21 protein-coding genes are annotated in these 17,787 nt (G+C 52.2%); 10 read left to right on the top strand and 11 right to left on the bottom strand.

Annotated elements, in window-relative coordinates:
* Positions 1 to 118 precede the first annotated feature (118 nt).
* Positions 119 to 370, top strand: coding sequence for an ATP-binding protein (locus tag ABIE59_RS09240; protein WP_354446236.1), 252 nt, complete (start codon positions 119 to 121; stop codon positions 368 to 370).
* 159 nt (positions 371 to 529) lie between these two features.
* Here ABIE59_RS09240 and ABIE59_RS09235 read toward each other — a convergent pair whose 3' ends face one another.
* The 5 genes from ABIE59_RS09235 to ABIE59_RS09215 all read right to left on the bottom strand — a co-directional run bounded on the left by ABIE59_RS09235 (position 530) and on the right by ABIE59_RS09215 (position 4,650).
* Entirely contained in the window at positions 530 to 1,195 is a 666-nt protein-coding gene (locus ABIE59_RS09235; RefSeq protein WP_227510125.1) for a hypothetical protein, read from the bottom strand.
* A 38-nt stretch (positions 1,196 to 1,233) separates the two neighbouring features.
* Positions 1,234 to 1,941, bottom strand: coding sequence for a hypothetical protein (locus ABIE59_RS09230; RefSeq protein WP_227510124.1), 708 nt, complete (start codon positions 1,939 to 1,941; stop codon positions 1,234 to 1,236).
* A gap of 73 nt (positions 1,942 to 2,014) precedes the next feature.
* Positions 2,015 to 2,473 (bottom strand): hypothetical protein, encoded by a 459-nt coding sequence (locus ABIE59_RS09225; RefSeq protein ID WP_227510123.1) that lies wholly within the window; start codon positions 2,471 to 2,473, stop codon positions 2,015 to 2,017.
* Between the two features lie 270 nt (positions 2,474 to 2,743).
* Complete coding sequence (locus ABIE59_RS09220) at positions 2,744 to 3,412, bottom strand: hypothetical protein (protein ID WP_227510122.1); 669 nt, start codon at positions 3,410 to 3,412, stop codon at positions 2,744 to 2,746.
* 248 nt (positions 3,413 to 3,660) lie between these two features.
* Positions 3,661 to 4,650, bottom strand: coding sequence for a porin (locus ABIE59_RS09215; protein ID WP_226595805.1), 990 nt, complete (start codon positions 4,648 to 4,650; stop codon positions 3,661 to 3,663).
* 675 nt (positions 4,651 to 5,325) lie between these two features.
* Between ABIE59_RS09215 and ABIE59_RS09210 the strand changes: the two genes are divergently transcribed.
* The 7 genes from ABIE59_RS09210 (at position 5,326) to ABIE59_RS09180 (ending at position 10,951) form a co-directional block, all read left to right on the top strand.
* Positions 5,326 to 6,222, top strand: coding sequence for a cation efflux transmembrane domain-containing protein (locus ABIE59_RS09210; protein WP_023011861.1), 897 nt, complete (start codon positions 5,326 to 5,328; stop codon positions 6,220 to 6,222).
* A gap of 4 nt (positions 6,223 to 6,226) precedes the next feature.
* Complete coding sequence (gene lspA, locus ABIE59_RS09205) at positions 6,227 to 6,742, top strand: signal peptidase II (protein WP_023011862.1); 516 nt, start codon at positions 6,227 to 6,229, stop codon at positions 6,740 to 6,742.
* 97 nt (positions 6,743 to 6,839) lie between these two features.
* Entirely contained in the window at positions 6,840 to 7,748 is a 909-nt protein-coding gene (locus ABIE59_RS09200; RefSeq protein ID WP_023011863.1) for a cation diffusion facilitator family transporter, read from the top strand.
* Between the two features lie 42 nt (positions 7,749 to 7,790).
* A complete protein-coding gene (locus ABIE59_RS09195) occupies positions 7,791 to 8,783 on the top strand; it encodes an arsenic resistance protein (RefSeq protein ID WP_197492701.1) in 993 nt (330 codons plus the stop codon).
* A 44-nt stretch (positions 8,784 to 8,827) separates the two neighbouring features.
* On the top strand, positions 8,828 to 9,466 hold the full coding sequence (locus tag ABIE59_RS09190) for a DsbA family protein (protein WP_113880234.1): 639 nt from the start codon (positions 8,828 to 8,830) through the stop codon (positions 9,464 to 9,466).
* 22 nt (positions 9,467 to 9,488) lie between these two features.
* Positions 9,489 to 10,331, top strand: a complete 843-nt coding sequence (locus ABIE59_RS09185; protein WP_023010648.1) for a cytochrome c oxidase assembly protein — start codon at positions 9,489 to 9,491, stop codon at positions 10,329 to 10,331.
* Entirely contained in the window at positions 10,328 to 10,951 is a 624-nt protein-coding gene (locus tag ABIE59_RS09180) for an SCO family protein (RefSeq protein ID WP_023010649.1), read from the top strand. The genes ABIE59_RS09185 and ABIE59_RS09180 overlap by 4 nt, the downstream gene beginning before the upstream one ends.
* 464 nt (positions 10,952 to 11,415) lie before the next feature.
* Here the strand turns inward: ABIE59_RS09180 and ABIE59_RS09175 are convergent, their stop codons facing one another.
* From ABIE59_RS09175 to ABIE59_RS09150, 6 genes are all read right to left on the bottom strand, one after another.
* Positions 11,416 to 11,787 (bottom strand): hypothetical protein, encoded by a 372-nt coding sequence (locus ABIE59_RS09175; protein WP_149600513.1) that lies wholly within the window; start codon positions 11,785 to 11,787, stop codon positions 11,416 to 11,418.
* A gap of 486 nt (positions 11,788 to 12,273) precedes the next feature.
* A complete protein-coding gene (locus ABIE59_RS09170; RefSeq protein WP_149600512.1) occupies positions 12,274 to 12,837 on the bottom strand; it encodes a DUF6841 family protein in 564 nt (187 codons plus the stop codon).
* Positions 12,838 to 12,932: 95 nt separating this feature from the next.
* Positions 12,933 to 13,433, bottom strand: coding sequence for a pyridoxamine 5'-phosphate oxidase family protein (locus tag ABIE59_RS09165; protein WP_149600511.1), 501 nt, complete (start codon positions 13,431 to 13,433; stop codon positions 12,933 to 12,935).
* An 81-nt stretch (positions 13,434 to 13,514) separates the two neighbouring features.
* Positions 13,515 to 13,913, bottom strand: a complete 399-nt coding sequence (locus ABIE59_RS09160) for a GFA family protein (RefSeq protein WP_149600510.1) — start codon at positions 13,911 to 13,913, stop codon at positions 13,515 to 13,517.
* Positions 13,914 to 14,003: 90 nt separating this feature from the next.
* Positions 14,004 to 14,474 (bottom strand): GNAT family N-acetyltransferase, encoded by a 471-nt coding sequence (locus tag ABIE59_RS09155; RefSeq protein WP_149600509.1) that lies wholly within the window; start codon positions 14,472 to 14,474, stop codon positions 14,004 to 14,006.
* Between the two features lie 712 nt (positions 14,475 to 15,186).
* Complete coding sequence (locus ABIE59_RS09150) at positions 15,187 to 15,810, bottom strand: TetR/AcrR family transcriptional regulator (protein WP_354446228.1); 624 nt, start codon at positions 15,808 to 15,810, stop codon at positions 15,187 to 15,189.
* Positions 15,811 to 15,976: 166 nt separating this feature from the next.
* On the opposite strand from ABIE59_RS09150, the gene ABIE59_RS09145 reads away from it, so the two are divergent.
* The gene (locus ABIE59_RS09145; protein WP_354446226.1) at positions 15,977 to 16,807 is read left to right on the top strand and encodes an SDR family NAD(P)-dependent oxidoreductase; all 831 of its coding nucleotides are present in this window, start codon (positions 15,977 to 15,979) and stop codon (positions 16,805 to 16,807) included.
* 38 nt (positions 16,808 to 16,845) lie between these two features.
* A complete protein-coding gene (locus ABIE59_RS09140) occupies positions 16,846 to 17,772 on the top strand; it encodes a ferritin-like domain-containing protein (protein ID WP_354446224.1) in 927 nt (308 codons plus the stop codon).
* Positions 17,773 to 17,787 lie beyond the last annotated feature (15 nt).

Here is a 17,787-nt window from a genome sequence, read left to right as displayed (position 1 = left end):
TTCGGAGAAGGTGATCTGATCCATGCTGGCAACGATCCTATGCGATTGACGATGGCCGTATTATCGCTGATTTTGGAGACTTATTCAGAGCCTCCCTAGCAAATGGTGCTCTCAGGAAGTGCATTTACACTTGAAGCTTAACGATGACACTTTGACTATTCTTGTTGAAGACGACGGCCCAGGAGTGGCTTCACACCAGCTTGCCGATCTTACCAGGCGCCAGAAAAGACTGGATGAAACAACCCCTGGCTATGGCCTTGGTCTATCAATCGTTCAGGAAATCATAAATGACTACGGTGGCGCCATGCACTTCTCAACATCACCTAAAGGCGGTCTTCGGGTTCTAATCGAGCTTCCCAGAAGCATTTGACGACTACAAGGGCAACTTATCCAGCTTTAGTCAGCGACCAGCAGGCATAGCACCCCGATACACCAACGTCTCAACGTCAAAACTGTCGCTTTGAACTGAGTTTTCATCAGGCGACATAAAGAATAACCCTGTATTGCCTGATATGGGGGACACCGGAGCCTACGTTAGAAGACTTGTTGACTGCGTTTTGGGAGATTTCCCGAATCTCAGTGTCAACCAATCAACTCGCGTCTCATAAACACCTATCCTATCTTCGGCTGCACTGGATTCCTGTGGAATCCCAATATTAACTGCACCCTCACCAGAGCGTACTAGGAGGTTCGGCAAAAACAGTGTTTGCCTCGGACTAAACACCAGCTCAGGCGACACGTCGTAAGTCATACTCGTGCCCGCCACCCGGTTTCCAATCTCATAGCCCAGACGGGGCCCCTCAGTGCCAGCAGGAAAAAATGAAACCTCCCCTTGAGAGACGGTCACCATATTCAAAGGTCCCGATTTGCTCTGAACAACGGCATCGATTACCCGAAACACTGGCGTGTATCGGCTTAATTTTTCATGATCGACCTTATCAAGATCAGGCCCGTTTGGTGAGATTGATATTTGATAAACCTCTGAACCAAACCCCTGATCTGAGTAGAAAGACTGCCCGAGAATAGTTTCCCGGCGGCCGTCAGCATCCAAATCCTGCAATCCCAATATTAAGGGAATGAAACCGATGGCTTCGGCCTTCCCCTCGGCCAACTGGATCAAAGAACTTGAAACGCGACGGCCATTCCACTGATTCAAAATGAGGTAGTATGAGTTTTCTGAAACGTACCAGTCCATTCGGATGACTTTCTCCCGACGGGGCACCTCAATGGACGTCAGGCTCTGAACAGCCCCCCTCTGGAATCAACATGAAAAAAGCTGAGTTTGTTTCCATGCTCCGCCGCAAAATAGTAATCGCTGCCAGAACGAAGCGCGGACAACGACTTTGCGTTGATGGGCAGTCTGGCAAATGGAGATGCTAAAGCCTCCTCCTCAACCGAACCTACCCGATGTGCTTCAGCATCGGTCTGTACGATGCCGACCAACCAGGTGTTATTGTAGGTCGCAACGGCTTGACCTCTCCCGGTAACTTGAAAGCGCACCAATGGCACATCGTTTGACGCCTCTGGCTCGTCCCGCCACAAAAGATCAGGAAATCGGGCTTTCAACGCCGGCGTTACCGGCGTGGGATCGCCGACTCTGTCAGTAAACACCGCCGGAATACCGTAGAAGCGTTTCGATACAGCGCCAACGGAGGGCATCGCTCCAAACAGCACTTTCCCTACCACCCGATCCTTTCCGATACTCTCGATACCGATGACTGCAAGGTTTTTTTCCGGGATGCCTGCATCGCCAGGCTCCCGCAACACAACAAATAAATCACCCACCTCAACACTAGTATCGCCAACTTTGAGGGAAAGCACTTTTTGATCACGATCTACCTGAGTGACTTCTGCCTTTGCTGGATGCTCGCGCTCAACCGCCTGTACCGCGCCAGCTAGTAGTAGCATCAGGAACACAAATACTGCAGAACGAGTAATCATAGGAAAAAGCCACTTAATGCGGATTCATTTCGTATAACGAAAACAGGGTGGCGCTCCCACCACCCCATTTTTGTTAGAACTTGTACCTTACCCGACCGGCAACATGAACAATGTCCTGATCGCTTTTGCCGTCCTGCAAGGCAGTTTCCTCCAGCGCATCCATGGCATCACCTGATGCAAGGTATGCAGCTTCTGCCGACAGCTCCAGCGAAGGGTGTGGGAAGTAGGAGACCTTGGAGCCAAATTCCAGCCCCAGATCTTTTGAGCACGATCCATCTGCAAGTGCAATATCCTCAGCCAAGCGGTTGTAGACCATCATTCCGCTGACCGTAATATTGGCCGCTAGTTTATGATCGAGCTGAAGCTTGTTCATGAAATACCCTTTGTCGAGGATATAGGGCGTTTCGGCGAAGTAGTCATCGCTCGTCATGTTTTCCTGAAAAATCATACTGTCGCTGAAGTCGACATCCGTGGCGATGAAGGCGTCGAAGTCCGCATCTTGCTCATTGCCATCACCCGATGCGTAGAGCACGGTGTACGTCAGTTCGTTTGGCCCAAATTGCAGCCAGAGCTCGCCGCGTCCCAGAAAGGTCGTAGTTCGTATTGGGATTCGTAGCACCATTCAAAGGGACGAAATTGACACCCTCTATTGTGCCGCTTTGGCCAATCACCGTACCCTTCACGAACATGCGTCCCAGCGACGTTTCCTGATCATAATCCAGCTCCACCCCAACGCTGGAAACGGAATATTTGGAGTTATCAGCGATACTCTTCAGTTCATATTCCCTGCTATTTACCGTACCTACTCCCTCAGCAATTGATCATTCATCTGATAGAGGTAGAAAAGGCCCGCGCTCAGGTTCGGTGAGTAACGCTTGTTCAGGTTGATCGCGAAGTTGTCCGCGCCATCCCAGCCTTCGTCCTGTTCTGAGTCGACGCCGCTCTCATTGGAAGAGTCACCTCGCCCCCATAACAACTGATAGTCAAATCCAGAGCCCAGTGAGCCTTTCCAAACAGCGGCTGTGGCGGTTTCAGTCCAGACATGTCGGTTCACTGACACTGGCTGCAAGCCCAGCGAGACGCGCTGGTCTAGCGTGTTGGGCACCAAGAAATCCACATAAGCCCACCGTGTTTCGATGTTCACACCATCACCGGAATAGTCGCCACCCGACCCCTCACCGTAGCGGATGCCACCAATCTCCGTCGCGAATACACCGGTAACTTTCTTGTCGTCGGAAGTTGCCTTCGCCCAGAAGCGATATTTGACCTCGCCGAAGCTCTCGGTCGGCTCGTCATCTTTCAGCGTACCGCCACCTGAGTTACCACCAGCAAACCAGTCTCTTTGATTGGTGTAGGCCTGAAAGCGGTTATCCATATCACCGTGGAATTCAACCTCCGCTGCCGTCGCGGCCCAACTTCCCGACAGTGTTGTCATCCCTGCAATCGCAGTGGCCAGAATGTTGCGTTTCAACGTATTCCCCTCCAGTTTCTTTCTTAATTGTTTGTGATATCCGATTCGTACGGATCGTGGCGCAAATCTTAAAACCAGCTAGAACAACGAACTAAAGGTCAAAAAAAAGGCGAGAATGAAGCATTCCCGCCATTAAATAACCTTAGTTAACTCACAAGTAGACTCTCACACGAACCTTAAATGAGCTTGAAATCCGGAAAAGATTTCAGATACGTCGGTCCCCCTGTATTCAGCGATCACGCTCGACTCTACATGGAAAACTTATGCTCGAAGCCCACACCAAATGTGGAGTCCTCAGAGTCGGCCAAGTCCGCCTCCACCTGAGACACATACGCATAGACCTTACTCTTGCTCGCCAGTTTATAATCGAGCCCCAAGGCCAGCAGGGTTAGCTCCTCGTTTGTTGTCTCGGCTTCGGTCAGTCCGTACTGTGCCTTGATCTTCCAACGCTCAAGATTAACGGCACCACCAACCAGATAAGACGTATCTTCTCCAGGGCCATCGCTTTCTTCTGCCAACTGGTAAACTGCGCCGATCTCGAAGTTGCTTAATCGGACCTTCCCTACGGTTCGCAGGATATTAAGACGACTATCGCCACTTGAATCGGCTTCCAGTGAATCTTCGATATCAGAATCGTAGGCAATACTTCCGTAAAAACGATCATTCTCAAACGTAAAAGAGCTGGAAACTGCATCCGCAGGTCCGTCGTTCTCTGCCCCAGCTGACTGCTCTTCACCCGGGATGACGGCAACACTAACGCCCACAGCATCAAACAGACGTGGAGAACTGTATTGAACAATGTTGCTGGTCCGATTTTCACCAGCCATGATATTTTTTATATCCGCCTGTAAGTCGTTGAACTGGTCAACCTTGCCCTGCGCTGACTTTAAAGGTGTGTCAAATTTTCCCGCAATCAGTGCACCGAGGTTCGCCTGCTTGAAGCCACCGTAAATATTACGCTGCGAGAAAGTCTGGCCATCCTTATCTCCATCATCAATCGATATTTCAAATTCTGCCTTGTAGATCGCCTCCAAGCCTTCGAGGTCGGTATTGAGCGCCCCTTTTACCCCCAGACGGGACGCATTACTCTGGAGCTTCCAGGTATCGCTATTACCGTCGTCCTGGTTTTCATACGAAACATTGGCTTTGCCGTACAGGATAGGACCTTCCCCCGCTAGTGCATTCATTGAAGTTACTGCAACCCCACCAAACACCAACATTGATAGACACTTTTTCATGGACACCTCTTCAGATTAGATAGATTCAAAATGACACTTGAAGTCTTTCAAATGCTGAGTAGATGGTGCTTTGCACTTATTGCAGAGTTGTTACATTTTTAAATTTTTTCTTTGTATTTCAACAACCTAAAACCAAAACCTTTTATTATATCCTTTGACACTGAATTGAACTTGAATATAAGCGGCTGTCTTCGTACATCGCGTCGTGGGCACGGAAGCGCTTTCCGTCTGACGCCAGGTCATTCACTAAATTCTTCTGTTCGCTCCCTGTGGTGGCCCCCGCTAAACCGGACACCACCTTGTTAATTTGATGCCAGCTCTGCCCGGTATTCCCCGGGCGATCTAATTGTTCCGCCCGTTCACGCCCTTTTTCCAGCGACCGGCCTGCCAAGACAATGTCGCTGTCGATCCGTTGCCCAAGAGTGTTGCAATAGCCGCCCCTGCAGCTCCGTAGCTACCAAGGATTAGTACGCTCTTGTTGCCCTGCCTCATCGTTGCTCAAACTCCTTTTAATGTACTCCAGTTCAACTCTTTAGTTACTACAGGGTCATACCGCAAGTCGTCGAATCGCGGTGGGTTCACCAGTGTCGTCAAAAACTAACAACTTAACGTTGACCCTGTAGTGACTACAGGGTTTTAAATAACGGAACTTGTGTGAGAACCGGAGCCGCGAAAATGAGCAAACCCTGCGATGGACAGTGTGGCAGCGAAGATTCTGTCGTTAACAATGAGCTTCAGAGCCCCGTCACCGCCGAAACAGACAGCCAGCTCAGCACCTACAGCGTGCCGAAAATGGATTGCCCCTCAGAAGAGCGAATGATTCGAATGGCGCTCACGGGTTTTGACAACATTCAGTCACTCTCATTCGACCTATCGAATCGAAAGCTGGAAATTATCCATCAAGGCGAAGTCGGACCTATTACCAGCAAACTGGAAACCCTGGGTCTGGGCGCTTCCTTGCAGAGGACAGAAGACGCCAGCGCTGAATCCGTCAGAGCGGCTGAATCTTCTAAGGCCAACGAAAGCGAAGAGTCCGGCACTTTATGGATACTGCTGGCAATCAACGCACTGATGTTTCTGGTCGAGATGACGATGGGCCTGATCGCCCAGTCCGCTGGCCTGATTGCAGACTCGCTAGACATGCTTGCCGATGCCGCCGTCTACGGTCTCGCGCTTTACGCCGTTGGGCACGGCATCAAAATGCAGGTCAGAGCGGCGCATGTGGCTGGCATACTCCAGCTTATCCTTGCCGCTGGGGTACTGGTTGAAGTTGGCAGGCGCTTTCTGTTTGGCAGTGATCCCCAGTCGTCAATGATGATGGCCGTCGCATCTGTGGCCCTTATTGCCAACATCAGTTGCCTGCTCCTGATCGCCAAACACCGTGACGGCGGTGCTCACATGAAAGCCAGCTGGATATTTTCGGCCAATGATGTGGTTATCAATCTGGGAGTTATCCTTGCAGCCCTTCTTGTTGCCTGGACCGGCTCCAACTACCCGGATCTGGTTATTGGCGGTATTGTGGGAGGCATTGTACTCATTGGTGCCAAGCGCATCCTTGCGCTAAAAGGATAATTCGATGTCTGAAGACCGTTCTCGCTTTTTTACGCTCACTTTTCTCGGCTTTTCGGCACTTATAGCTCTGGCCGACCAACTTATTAAATGGCTCGTCCAGCAATCCATGGCTTACGGACAATCGGTTGAGATCACCCCTTTCTTTAATTGGGTGCACGTATGGAATAAAGGCGCTGCCTTCAGTCTCTTTGCCGATGGCGGTGGCTGGCAGCGATATTTTTTTATTGCGATAGCCATTGTCGTCTCGGCTGTTCTGGTCAAATTGATTCGGGACAGCCATAAGCGAACCGAAGCACTAGCCTATTCGATGGTACTTGGCGGTGCATTTGGAAATGTCATCGACCGAGTTTTTCGAGGCTATGTTGTCGATTACCTGGATTTTCATTGGCAATCCCGGCACTGGCCGGCGTTCAACCTTGCCGACGTGTTCATCGTCCTGGGCGTGGCCATGATTTTGGTCACGAGCTTCACAGCCGAGAAAGGTGCCGGGAATAACATGGAAAATCGCCAGAATGGCTAGTTTTCGCGCGGTCGCAACACTCGCTAAGCCCTCTGAGCCAGGCTTAGCGAGTGTTGCGACTACGTTTAATTGAACAGCAACGACCAAGGAGAAAACAATGGGCCACGAGCATGCTCACATGTCACCGGATACTAAGGATAAGAGAGTTGCAGTAGCTATCTGGGCGAACGGTATCCTAACCTTGGCTCAGATCGCTGGAGGGATCTTCGCTGGCAGCTTGGCGCTGATAGCCGACGCTATACACAACTTTTCGGATATGGCGTCACTATTTATCGCATTTGCGGCGCGGAAGATTGCACGCCGCCCGGCCGACTCGAAGATGACCTTTGGCTACGGGAGAATTGAGGTTGTTGCGGCACTCATAAATTACACCACTTTGATAATGATCGGGGCATATTTGATCTACGAAGGTGGCATGCGATTCATAGATCCCCCGGAAATCAAGGGGTGGTGGGTAGTTTGGCTTGGCATTATCGCATTGGTAGTGGATGGTTTGACCGCGCTGCTTACTTACTCCATGCAAAAGGACAGCGTCAACATCCGTGCGCTGTTTCTACACAACTTGTCTGATGCGTTTGCGTCAATTGCAGTCGTTGTAGGCGGCGCCCTGATTCTCCTGTACGACATGCGTTGGGTTGATCCCGCGATCACAATTGGTATCGCAAGCTATATTCTCTACCTGGGTCTAACGGAAATCGGCGGAACCATCCGGACACTCATGCTGGGTAGTCCATTGGATATCGACACAGATTCTGTCATCGAGGCTTTATCAAACGTAGAAGGCGTTTTAGACCTTCACCACGTACATTTCTGGCAGATGGGTGAGCATGATGCCTCCCTCGACGCCCATGTGGTGGTCGAAATAAGTGCCTGGAATGAACTTGAAAAAGTCAAGGGTGGGATAAAACGAGCTTTGGAAAACGAGTTCGGCATCACTCATTCAACATTGGAGTTTGAACATCCTGATCACAGTCACAAAGATGCCCATACTTATGGCCATGGCTAGCAGGGCTGCTGAAAAGGGTACCGTGTGGCAGATATGCTGCGAATGGCCGACATTCCACTCGGTTACGAGCACGCCATGCGAGACGTAATTGAACGCCACCAGGTCTGGGCCTACCTCATCGCTGTTGTTTTCGGACTGTCTGTGGATTGGACATCGTCCCTCGGTGACAGTGTGCCGGATTACTTAATCTGGGGGTTGCTCGGAGTTCTGCTCTACGCCACATTTACTCAAACACCGTTGACCCACCTGTCTGATATGTTCCGGGACCGTCGGTTCATGGGTGCCTTGCTCACCGGAAATTTTCTGGTCATGCCGGCGATCACTGCCTTGCTGATATTGGCGCTGCCGGACAATGACGCGCTGAAGTTGGGAGTGCTTCTGGTATTGCTGATGCCCTGTACCGACTGGTTTGTCACCTTCACTCACCTAGGCAAGGGGGACAGCACCCGAGCCATTGCGGCAACACCGGTTCTGCTGATTGCTCAACTGGGTCTTCTTCCACTTTACCTCTGGCTTTTCATGGGTAATCAGTTCGACGTGAATCTTGAGCTTGGGCGGCACCTCCTGCCGGCCTTTGGCGGGCTGATTATTGTCCCGCTTATCCTGGCATTTCTGACTGAAAAATGGGCCGAAAACTCCAGAAAAGCCATCGGGTTCATTCGCTTCATGGGTCTGATGCCGGTCCCTCTGCTGACAGTCGTACTGTTCATCATCTCAATGACACAGGTCAGCCAGATCGACAGTACCGGCTCACTTATCTGGCCCTTGATGATTCTGTTTCCGGCCTATCTTCTAGCTGCGGCTCTGGTTGGAAAGGCTCTGCGCCGGGTCTTTCGATTACCGGTAGAAACCGGTCGCACCGTCATCTTCAGCCTAGGAACACGCAACTCCTTCGTGGTTTTACCTTTGGCACTGTCAATGCCAGAGGCCTGGGCTGTGGCCGTCGTGGTGATTGTCGTCCAGTCTTTGTTGGAACTGTTTGGAATGATGCTTTATCTGCGGTGGGTGCCTAGTCGGCTGCTACCGGACACCTGAATAATCTGAAACCCGTAAACTCATTTAAAATAGGAAGATCTCCCGTGCAAACCCGAACCCTGGTCATCAGTCTCCTTCTTTTTTGTCTGGTTGTCTTTGCTGGTGCTTTTGTTATTTACGATCGCTCCCAGGGCACTAATGAACCCGCCGTTGTTGAAAAAACGCCACTGGTGAGGGATTACTCTCCCGTTATTGGCCCTGAGGACGCGCCGGTAACCATTGTCGAGTTCTTCGACCCATCCTGCGAAGGTTGTCGCGCCATGCATCCCTATGTGAAACAGATTCAGGCTGCCTACCCGGACAACGTGCGTCTGGTACTGCGCTACGTATTGTTTCACAAAGGCTCGGAAGAGGCCGTCAGAATCCTGGAAACCGCCCGTGAACAGGGGGTCTATGAGCCGGTACTGGACGCTGTTATGGAAGCACAACCGAAATGGCACGATGATCCAAAGGTCGCCGCAGCATGGGATGCGGCGGCGTCAGCCGGACTTGATGTCGAAGCCGCTCGGGCCGGTATGAACTCACCCGAGATTGACGGCATTATTCAACAGGATGCTGCGGACGTTAAGGCGGTTGGAATTTCCGGAACCCCAACATTCTACGTTAACGGAGACACCTTGAGCCGCCTGGGGCCTCAGGAACTGTACGACCTGGTGACATCCAAGGTAGGGTCACTGAAATAACAACAAAACAACCGGCAACGCTATGTCACTGCTTGACTACCTTTTACCCTACGATTTCTCGCCGCTGACCATACTCAGCTACATGCTCGTGATGGGATTCTATGGCGTCGGGCTAATTCGGATGCCGGAACAGGACCGGCCAGGCTCACTGCGGATCTTTGCGTTCACCCTGGGGGTACTGATCTGTTATGCGGTGATGCAGACCCGCTTCGATTACTACGCACAATACATGTTCTTCGTCCATCGGGGTCAGCACCTGATTCTTCATCATATCGGTCCGATCCTGATCGCCCTGTCCAACCCTTTACCGGTCATGCGGTTCTGGTTCGCAAAAATCAGCCCGGGCTGGAGGCATACATTGAGGCCTCTGGGCTGGGTCTATAACGTTCTGCAACAGCCTTTTATCGCCCTTTTCCTGTTTGTCGGGCTTATCTATTTCTGGCTGTGGCCATCAATCCATTTTGACGCCATGCTCAGCCGGGATCTGTATTGGGTCATGAACTGGAGCATGTTGCTGGATGGCCTGCTGTTCTGGTGGTTGATCTTTGATCCAAGACCGCCGGCGATCACCTCATCGCTGGGGTATGGCAGACGCATGTTGGTTCTGGCCGCCGCAGGTGTGCTTCAGATGTTTCTTGGGGCGTGGATCGTGTTTTCACGTGACATGGTCTATGACGTTTACGAAGTCTGTGGCAGGGCCTGGCCGCTGGATCCAGAAGTCGACCAGCTTCTGGGCGGCATGCTGACCTATATTCCTCCGGCCATGATGAGCATTCTTGGCATTCTTCTGATGCTCCGGCGAGCCATGCATCAGGACGGAAAATATACCAACCAATCCAAACAACTTGAGGAAACAGCGTCATGAGAACTCGCTTCTGGCGACAGCGCACCAACATCATATCGGCGACCTTAACGCTGATAGCATCCCTATTGCTGACTGGTTGCTTTGGCAATGACGAGGAAGACTGGAACGGTAAAAACATCAGTGGCTTGATGCCTGAGCTGGAATTCGACCTGATCAATAGCCAGGGCAAGTCTGTATCTGGCGATGATTACAGTGGCCGCGTGAGAATGCTGTTTTTCGGGTTCACCTCGTGCCCCGATGTTTGCCCGACCGCCCTGCAAAAACTCAATCAGGTAACCAGTGGCCTGGACCCCGAGCTTCAGGATGAAGTACTCACTTTGTTCGTGAGTGTCGATCCGAAACGTGACACGCCCGAGCGCCTCGCAAAATACGTGGATTTCTTCGGTGACAATATTGTAGGGCTCACTGGAAAAGAACCCCAGCTTCGTGAACTGGCAAAACGATATAGGACAACCTTCGGTTATGACGAACCTGACGCTGATGGAAATTATGCGGTGTCACACAGCAGCGCGATTTATGTATTTGATCGCGAAGGTAACCCTCGCCTTTTAATGCGGCCCGATTTGAGCGGGGAAGAAATTCGGCATGACCTCGCTGCTCTTATTCAGGAGGATGCCTGAGTTAACGAAGCTTGCCATTGGAAAGTAATGCTTAGCTGCTGCGGAATACGGCAGCAGCCCGTGACTCAAGATTTGATTGTCGGATGCTTATGTTCATCTTTTGCCGGGCTTCACATATCCAGTTTTTTTGGCCTTTGGAAAGCTGGGGGCAGGTCAATCGGGGTAAACATCGGCTTAGCCCATTATCGCTAACTCTATACCGGAATTAGTTGGCACCTGAAAGTTGCTCCATCAACCATGATGAATCAAAGGCCAATGACGAGCTTGGAACCTTCGGGGGGGGAGAAGGAAGGCCTGACTCGAATGTTCGCTTTTGTTTAAGCTCGGCGCGGTCGCAAAGCGGGCATTCGGATCTTAGAACCACGCCCAAGCGGGCCTGCCCCAGAACCAGTAAAAACGGAGGTATATGACTCTTTTAAGGTGTCCGTTAGAAACATAATCGGGATTCACCGAGCTATAAGCCACTAGCGCTTGCCGGACCACTGACCGTCCACGTTAATAATCCTGCACGGGTGATCCGCTTCATGCCTCCCATTATTCTTCCGACAATCGATCAAGGCATTTTGTATGGCGTGCGTTGCTGACGTGCGGTTTGATTTCCAGGACCAGGCACCAACAGCAGACTGGGCAAACGCCTTGTGCCTGGTGGCACTTACGTAGCCCTCCCGGTACGACTTTAGGGCTTGATTAGTCATGATCCAGTCCTCACCGACGGCAGCCTGTTCAAAAACAGGCTCTACGGCGCTCAGTTCGCTGGATGAAGTAGCTGCAGGCATTTGATAGGAAGCGCAGCCGGCCAGTAAGGCGACAGACAAGACTAGAATTCCCTGTTTCACATTTGGCTCCTTGATTGAAGATTATCTCACTCTTCCTTAAGCATCGTTTCAAAGTCCTGATCGTTTTTCGGTTTGCATTCCGCCTGATCAGCTTCGATTTTGCTCTTTTTACCTCCACGTCCGCCAGGTAGGCGTCATCAACCCTGATTTCCGGTAACCGCAGCGAATCAGCGATGCAACTGAAGCAGCGATGTTTACACATTGGTTAGAACCGCTGAGTTCATACGACATTGCGCCCAAGCCCCCACCGCCTGAAAACCTGTAACGCAGCAAATGCAACGCCCCAAACCAACACAATATTCAAAGATAGTTTGGCAAATGATACCCACGTCGGATATTCCTGGGGAAGCATGACAGCATAGGAGCGCGGAAACGAAGGTGGGTCTAGTTTTTCTAAGCTCTGCCATACAAACGGAAAGGGGAGGCCGTGAGGAACGTTACCCATTTCAGATCTACCATCAACCCTTGCCGGCACAAGCAAAGAAGCTATGACGAGGACAACCGCCAAACACACGCATCTGATAATCTGCTTTGCCATGCCACTACCTCCCTGTAGGCCCTACCCCCCAGCCAGCGTGAGCGGCTTTGAAGTGGGGTCAAAAGCCCCGTAAGAGAGCCCCTATATGTTTTTGCTGTGAGCGCCTGACTTCCAGGCAGAGCAGAATGTGCCCTTAGGCGCACCAATGAAAAGGCACGCCCGTTTACAAAGGTCAGCATGTACGACTCTGACCATGAGATGACTGTTGCGCCAGAGGTATCCGCCAGATACCAGGTTACAGAGGCAACCACGGATTCAGAACCAAGCCAACTTAAAGAAAGGTTCGAGTAGCGACATTCACGGCACCCTTGTGAGTAGTACTCATCCAGGTGTGACTGAAAATACTCTGCCAGCTGGATCCGTGAATCAAAAACATGGCAAACATCGCCTGGCCCTTTAGCCATATAAGGAAAGCTGAACTTGGTGGCCACGCGGTCGCCGTCAAAGCTCGAAAACACCGCGACAAAATCTTGAAAAAACTCCTTTACGGCGGGTTCCTGTCTTTCACCCATGTAGACCTATCTCCTTGGTGTGCCGGGAATTCGCCACATAACGCAGAGCGCACCGGTCGCCTTGACGCAGCGTAGTTGGCGTCTCGCTGACCACTTTATGCATGCTCCGGCCACATTCCATCCATCATCACTGGGTAGGTGATCGGCTTGTAATGGGTAAATTCAATGTCTCGAACATGGGTAAAATCACTCCAGAGCAACCTCGCCCCCTTCATCCACTGAGATGGCTTAACCCGTTTTTCTATCCTCTCGATTTCTTCGGGAGTGGCTTCGCGTATTGGTCCGACCTTGCCGTAAAGCCTCACGCCCGGTGGAGCAACGAAACGGCCTTTTAGAAGAGACCTTAGCCAAAAGAATCGACCGGCGTTGACTGCCATAATGCAAACATTCGGGTTCTGATCGATGTTATTACCCAAAGCCTCGGCGTAATGATCAAAAAAGTATCCGCTCTGATCAGCCCGAAGGAAAACAGTACCAACTGGCGTGATGTGGGGTGTACCGTCAGGATTAACCGTTGCAATTGAGCAGTAAACCGTAGAAGCCTGGCCCTGCTCTAGAACTGACTTCACCTTCTTCCAATCATCCTTGAGATTCATAAAGTCTCCATTTGTGCATAACGCGAAGCGAAGCCGCGGCTCGTCAGGGACGTCCGCCTTACGCGGCTTTTTATCGCTGCCTCACTCATACTCTGCATGCTGAGGCAAACCATCCGTAATCTCGAACCAAGGGGCCTTGCTGCCGACGAATACATGGCGCCCTGCTTTTACCTCCGGGTCGGTATCAAGTGTTCCGAGTGGGAAACCATAAATCTCGGGTGCTGCATCGAACCTGGTATAGAGGCTGGAGCCACAGTTTGAGCAGAAGCCTTTGTGCTCACCCGAAGAAGATTCGTAAAACTTCAGCAGCTCCTGACCTTTGACGGTGTGCCAATCAGAAGACCGCACTTTAGCGCGAGTTCTGAAGGCCGTGGCATGAAGCTTTCGGCACATTGAACAGTGACAGTTCAAAACATCGGTAAGCGGACCGTTAATTTCGTATTGAATGCCCCCGCAGAGACAACTACCTCTTTGCTTCATTGAAGCACCTCCTTGTGTGATAACGCCCGGGTTTGCACGCCGGTTTGGAGCCGAAAAGTGGCGTAAAATCAGTCGCCGTGCAGCCGATTGTCAGGGGATTTTATACTCCATGAACACGGCTTCCGGGTGTGGATTGAATCGGTAAGGCTCAATTTCCTTAAAGCCGTAATCGCTGTAAAGTCGCAATGCCTTATCAAGCTCACGAATAGTGTCTAGCCGCACCGAGCCATAACCCATTTCCTTTGCTCGACCAAAGAACGCTTCGGTCAGCGCCTTGCCCACCCCCATGCCATGGTAATCCGGAATGACATACATTCGCTTCATTTCAGCAATGCCGGACTCAAACTCTCTAAGACCGACAGCACCAACATGAATATCCTTCAGTTTGGCCAGCAGTAGCGCTCCTTTAGGTGGGCCGTACATCGTTGGCAGCGAAGCCAACTCGCTGGAAAAACCCTGGAACTCTAAATCCAGCCCGAGAAACTCAGCATACTCACGAATCAACCGGCCACCTGCATCAAACTGGTCAGTGGTCTCGGCCACCTCAATGCTTACAGACATCCCTATCTCCTCACAGCCTATTAGTTGGCATTCTTATTAAATTCCAACGCTGCCTCCCCGTCCAAACCTGATTCACATCCTCAATAACAACGACTCTTCAAAGCGTTATCTTTGGGTCGGCGGCCTTCATAGCGCTGCTCGCGCTTTGAAAAATTTGCATTCGGGCGAATGTCCGCTTTTGTTTATTATCGAGCACTCGCATTTGCGGTCATCGTCATCTGGCGAGTATATTTACCCTTCCCGACCTTGCGATCAATGTACTCACACGGTCAAATGAGCAGCGCCGGCGGCTCAAGCAAAGACCGATATGACGCCTCAGTTGAAGTGGAGGCGGATGTAGTTCATTTTCGGTTCGGTTGCGGCCGAACGTGAATAGCAACACGCCCGCTAGCGCAAGCCTTTTTGCCTGCAACCAGCCCTCTCATAGCGTACAGTTTGCCACCATGAGTTCACCAACCAGAAATAGATGCCCTTGACCTGCCCCCGGGCTTTTGATGACATCGCAATTGCCGGGTTCAAAAAGCGGCTGTTCGCCCCCAGATCCGAGAAGCATGAAACCAGTCGCCCGATAGTCACGACAAAATCACGACAATTGCTCGGGGACCCCCGTCATTACTGGGGTGAGAGTGCCGCCTCCGGGCACCATTAAGAATTCTGACAAAACCCGCCTTGTGCGGGTTTTGTTGATTCTACCCTCTCCGTTTCTTCCCGACTACCTCACCACATCCCTCAAATGCGACAACTCAGCCGCTATGTAATGACCAATCATACTCGCCAGCCCGTCCGCCATTTCATCGAAACTGACCATCGGGTCCGGGTCAGACAAATGACGGATAACGGCGAATATGCCGCCATTAATTCCGATGTAGGTGATCGCTGGAATGCGGCTAACCCGAAGGGTTTCCGGGTGCTCCATCAAGTAGCGCATGATGACGTTATTGAGCACCTTGTAGAGCGGATCCAGGTGGAGCTCAAAGTCCACCGCCATGGCGTATCGCACACACTTGAGGTACCGGCCATCGTCCTGCTCAAGAAAACTCCGGAACTGGTTCAGCAATGTGCGAATGGCCTCATCAATGGGCATCTGTACCAGGGTTGGCGTTAAGGGCTTGATCATCGCCGCGGTGTCGGAGATGAAGCGTTGGCTCATGGCATTGAAAATAGCCTGTTTGTTCTCGAAGTATTCATAAAGCGACCCCACCCCTACTCCAGCAATTTCTGCAATGTGTCGCGTTGTTGTGTCAGCCGGCCCCCGCTGGCTCAGGGCAATAAACCCGGCTTCTACGATCGCGTCCACCGTGGCGCGCGAGCGATCCTGTTTTGGTTTCCTGGGCATAATTTTCCGAATTGAATCCGAACAAGCGTTCGCTCTAATCTGCAGTCAGCTGGGCGCAAACACAAGCAGGGCAAGGCTTTCAGGCCTATTCTGCACTGGTTTTGTCCCTTTCAGGCGGCACAAGCCCTGGCAGCGTCACACCTACATCAAAACTGCGGAAATCTTCATGTTCAATAAATCTCTGACTAAAAATGCTCGTGCAGTCATCACTGGCGCCGGCAGCGGCATCGGCAAAGCGCTGGCACTGGAGCTCGCCCGGCGCGGGGGCCTTGTGGTGTGCTCTGACATCAACCTGGACGCCGCGGAACAAACCGCCAGCGAAGTCCGCCGCCTCGGTGGCCAGGCATGGGCGGAGGCCTGTGATGTCAGCAAGCTGGAACAGGTGCAGGCGCTGGCTGATAAAGCCGACGAGTTGCTGCCGGAACCGGTCAATCTGGTAATCAACAACGCCGGTGTTGGCGTGGGCGGTAAGGCCATCGGCGAAACGTCTATTGAAGACTGGGAATGGACGGTCAACATCAACTTGTGGGGCGTGGTCTACGGCTGCCATGTGTTCGCCCCCAGGCTCCGTCAGCAGGAGCAAGCCGGCATTATCAATGTAGCCTCAACCGCCAGCTTCTCCGCGGCTCCGCTTATGGGCCCCTATAACGCCACCAAGGCGGCTGCGCTGGCGATATCAGAAACCCTGGCGGCAGAACTCTCCGGCACCGGCGTCAGCGTCACCGCGCTGTGCCCTACCCTCGTGAAAACCAACATCTCCGCCAATGGCCGCATTCAGGGCGAATCCAACGATCTGTTCAATCGCCTGATGGACCGCTTTGGCATGTCCGCAGACAAAGTCGCCTGTATGGCTCTTGACGGCCTGGATAAAGGGCAGCTTTACGTCATGCCACAGGTCGATGCCCGCATGATCTGGCGGATCAAACGCCTGCTACCCAATTCCTATGCCGCGCTCACCGGGCTCATTAATCGCCGGATGACCTCCAAGTTCGTCTGACAACAGGCCTTAATACCCCCAAAAGCCAGGAGACTAACATGGCAAAGATTGATCTCGATAACATGCTGGAAAAGATCAAAAACACTCAGTGGAGCCTGTCGGATGTCGACTGGGATGCTCCGGGCGCTGAGCTGATTACCCCTGAACAGTGGCCAAAACTGAAAGCCTTCATGGCAGACCTTATGTGGATCGAGCACGTGGGTGCCAGGGCCTTTGCCGCCATGGCCAAGAAAGCGCCGGACGACACCCTGCGCCAGATCTATACCTACTTCCACGCCGAAGAACAGCGCCACGCCAACGCCGAAATGGCGTTAATGAAGCGCTGGGGCATGCTGGAAGATGGCGAATTGCCGGAGCCGAACAACAACCTGAGGCTGGTCATCGAGTGGCTGGACAGGTTTGCCGATGATCAGCCGGTCTATGTGCTGGGCACCGTGGTACCCATGCTGGAAATCGCGCTCGACGGCGCACTGTGCAAGTTTCTCCTCGACACGGTAGACGACCCCGTGTGCCATCAAGCCTTCGAACTGATCAATGGCGATGAGGCCCGCCACCTTGGCGTGGGTTTCACCGTGATGGAAATGCAGGGCCATGGCAAAACCTACATCGAGCTTATTCGGATGACCGCGCAGCTGATGGACCCTAGGCTGATCCTGGGCATTGCCTCTTATTTTCCGCTGCTTAACAAGATGCGGGACAACATTGTCGAGATGGGGTTACCTGAAGAGAAGCTGTACGAGGCCATGCGCAAGTTCGAGAAGATCGGAGGGCGAACTGGGGACGGCCGAAGGAACCCCTGGTTCCAGATCATCAAGCACCACGGCAGGTTCGTGGTCGACCGTAAAAAACGCTTCTACCACGCGCCCATTGATGCCCTGGTAAAGGTGGCCGACATCATCCCAAGAAAGGCGTTTCCGGCCGTACCCAGCTGGGTCAAAGAGATTACCTACCACCCGACCGCCTGACCACCGTTTACGAGA

The sequence above is a fragment of the Marinobacter sp. MBR-99 genome, assembly GCF_040547575.1.
GTDB lineage: Bacteria > Pseudomonadota > Gammaproteobacteria > Pseudomonadales > Oleiphilaceae > Marinobacter.
This window is presented reverse-complemented; position numbering and strand designations above follow the sequence as displayed.

Excerpts from the sequence above, each read along its gene's own strand:
- ABIE59_RS09195 (WP_197492701.1), top strand. The coding sequence starts at position 7,791 with ATGGCCGACATTCCACTCGGTTACGAGCACGCCATGCGAGACGTAATT.
- ABIE59_RS09170 (WP_149600512.1), bottom strand. The coding sequence starts at position 12,837 with ATGGGTGAAAGACAGGAACCCGCCGTAAAGGAGTTTTTTCAAGATTTT.
- ABIE59_RS09235 (WP_227510125.1), bottom strand. The coding sequence starts at position 1,195 with ATGGACTGGTACGTTTCAGAAAACTCATACTACCTCATTTTGAATCAG.
- ABIE59_RS09230 (WP_227510124.1), bottom strand. The coding sequence starts at position 1,941 with ATGATTACTCGTTCTGCAGTATTTGTGTTCCTGATGCTACTACTAGCT.
- ABIE59_RS09180 (WP_023010649.1), top strand. The coding sequence starts at position 10,328 with ATGAGAACTCGCTTCTGGCGACAGCGCACCAACATCATATCGGCGACC.
- ABIE59_RS09165 (WP_149600511.1), bottom strand. The coding sequence starts at position 13,433 with ATGAATCTCAAGGATGATTGGAAGAAGGTGAAGTCAGTTCTAGAGCAG.
- lspA (WP_023011862.1), top strand. The coding sequence starts at position 6,227 with ATGTCTGAAGACCGTTCTCGCTTTTTTACGCTCACTTTTCTCGGCTTT.
- ABIE59_RS09210 (WP_023011861.1), top strand. The coding sequence starts at position 5,326 with ATGAGCAAACCCTGCGATGGACAGTGTGGCAGCGAAGATTCTGTCGTT.
- ABIE59_RS09160 (WP_149600510.1), bottom strand. The coding sequence starts at position 13,913 with ATGAAGCAAAGAGGTAGTTGTCTCTGCGGGGGCATTCAATACGAAATT.
- ABIE59_RS09185 (WP_023010648.1), top strand. The coding sequence starts at position 9,489 with ATGTCACTGCTTGACTACCTTTTACCCTACGATTTCTCGCCGCTGACC.
- ABIE59_RS09140 (WP_354446224.1), top strand. The coding sequence starts at position 16,846 with ATGGCAAAGATTGATCTCGATAACATGCTGGAAAAGATCAAAAACACT.
- ABIE59_RS09150 (WP_354446228.1), bottom strand. The coding sequence starts at position 15,810 with ATGCCCAGGAAACCAAAACAGGATCGCTCGCGCGCCACGGTGGACGCG.
- ABIE59_RS09215 (WP_226595805.1), bottom strand. The coding sequence starts at position 4,650 with ATGAAAAAGTGTCTATCAATGTTGGTGTTTGGTGGGGTTGCAGTAACT.
- ABIE59_RS09145 (WP_354446226.1), top strand. The coding sequence starts at position 15,977 with ATGTTCAATAAATCTCTGACTAAAAATGCTCGTGCAGTCATCACTGGC.
- ABIE59_RS09200 (WP_023011863.1), top strand. The coding sequence starts at position 6,840 with ATGGGCCACGAGCATGCTCACATGTCACCGGATACTAAGGATAAGAGA.
- ABIE59_RS09155 (WP_149600509.1), bottom strand. The coding sequence starts at position 14,474 with ATGTCTGTAAGCATTGAGGTGGCCGAGACCACTGACCAGTTTGATGCA.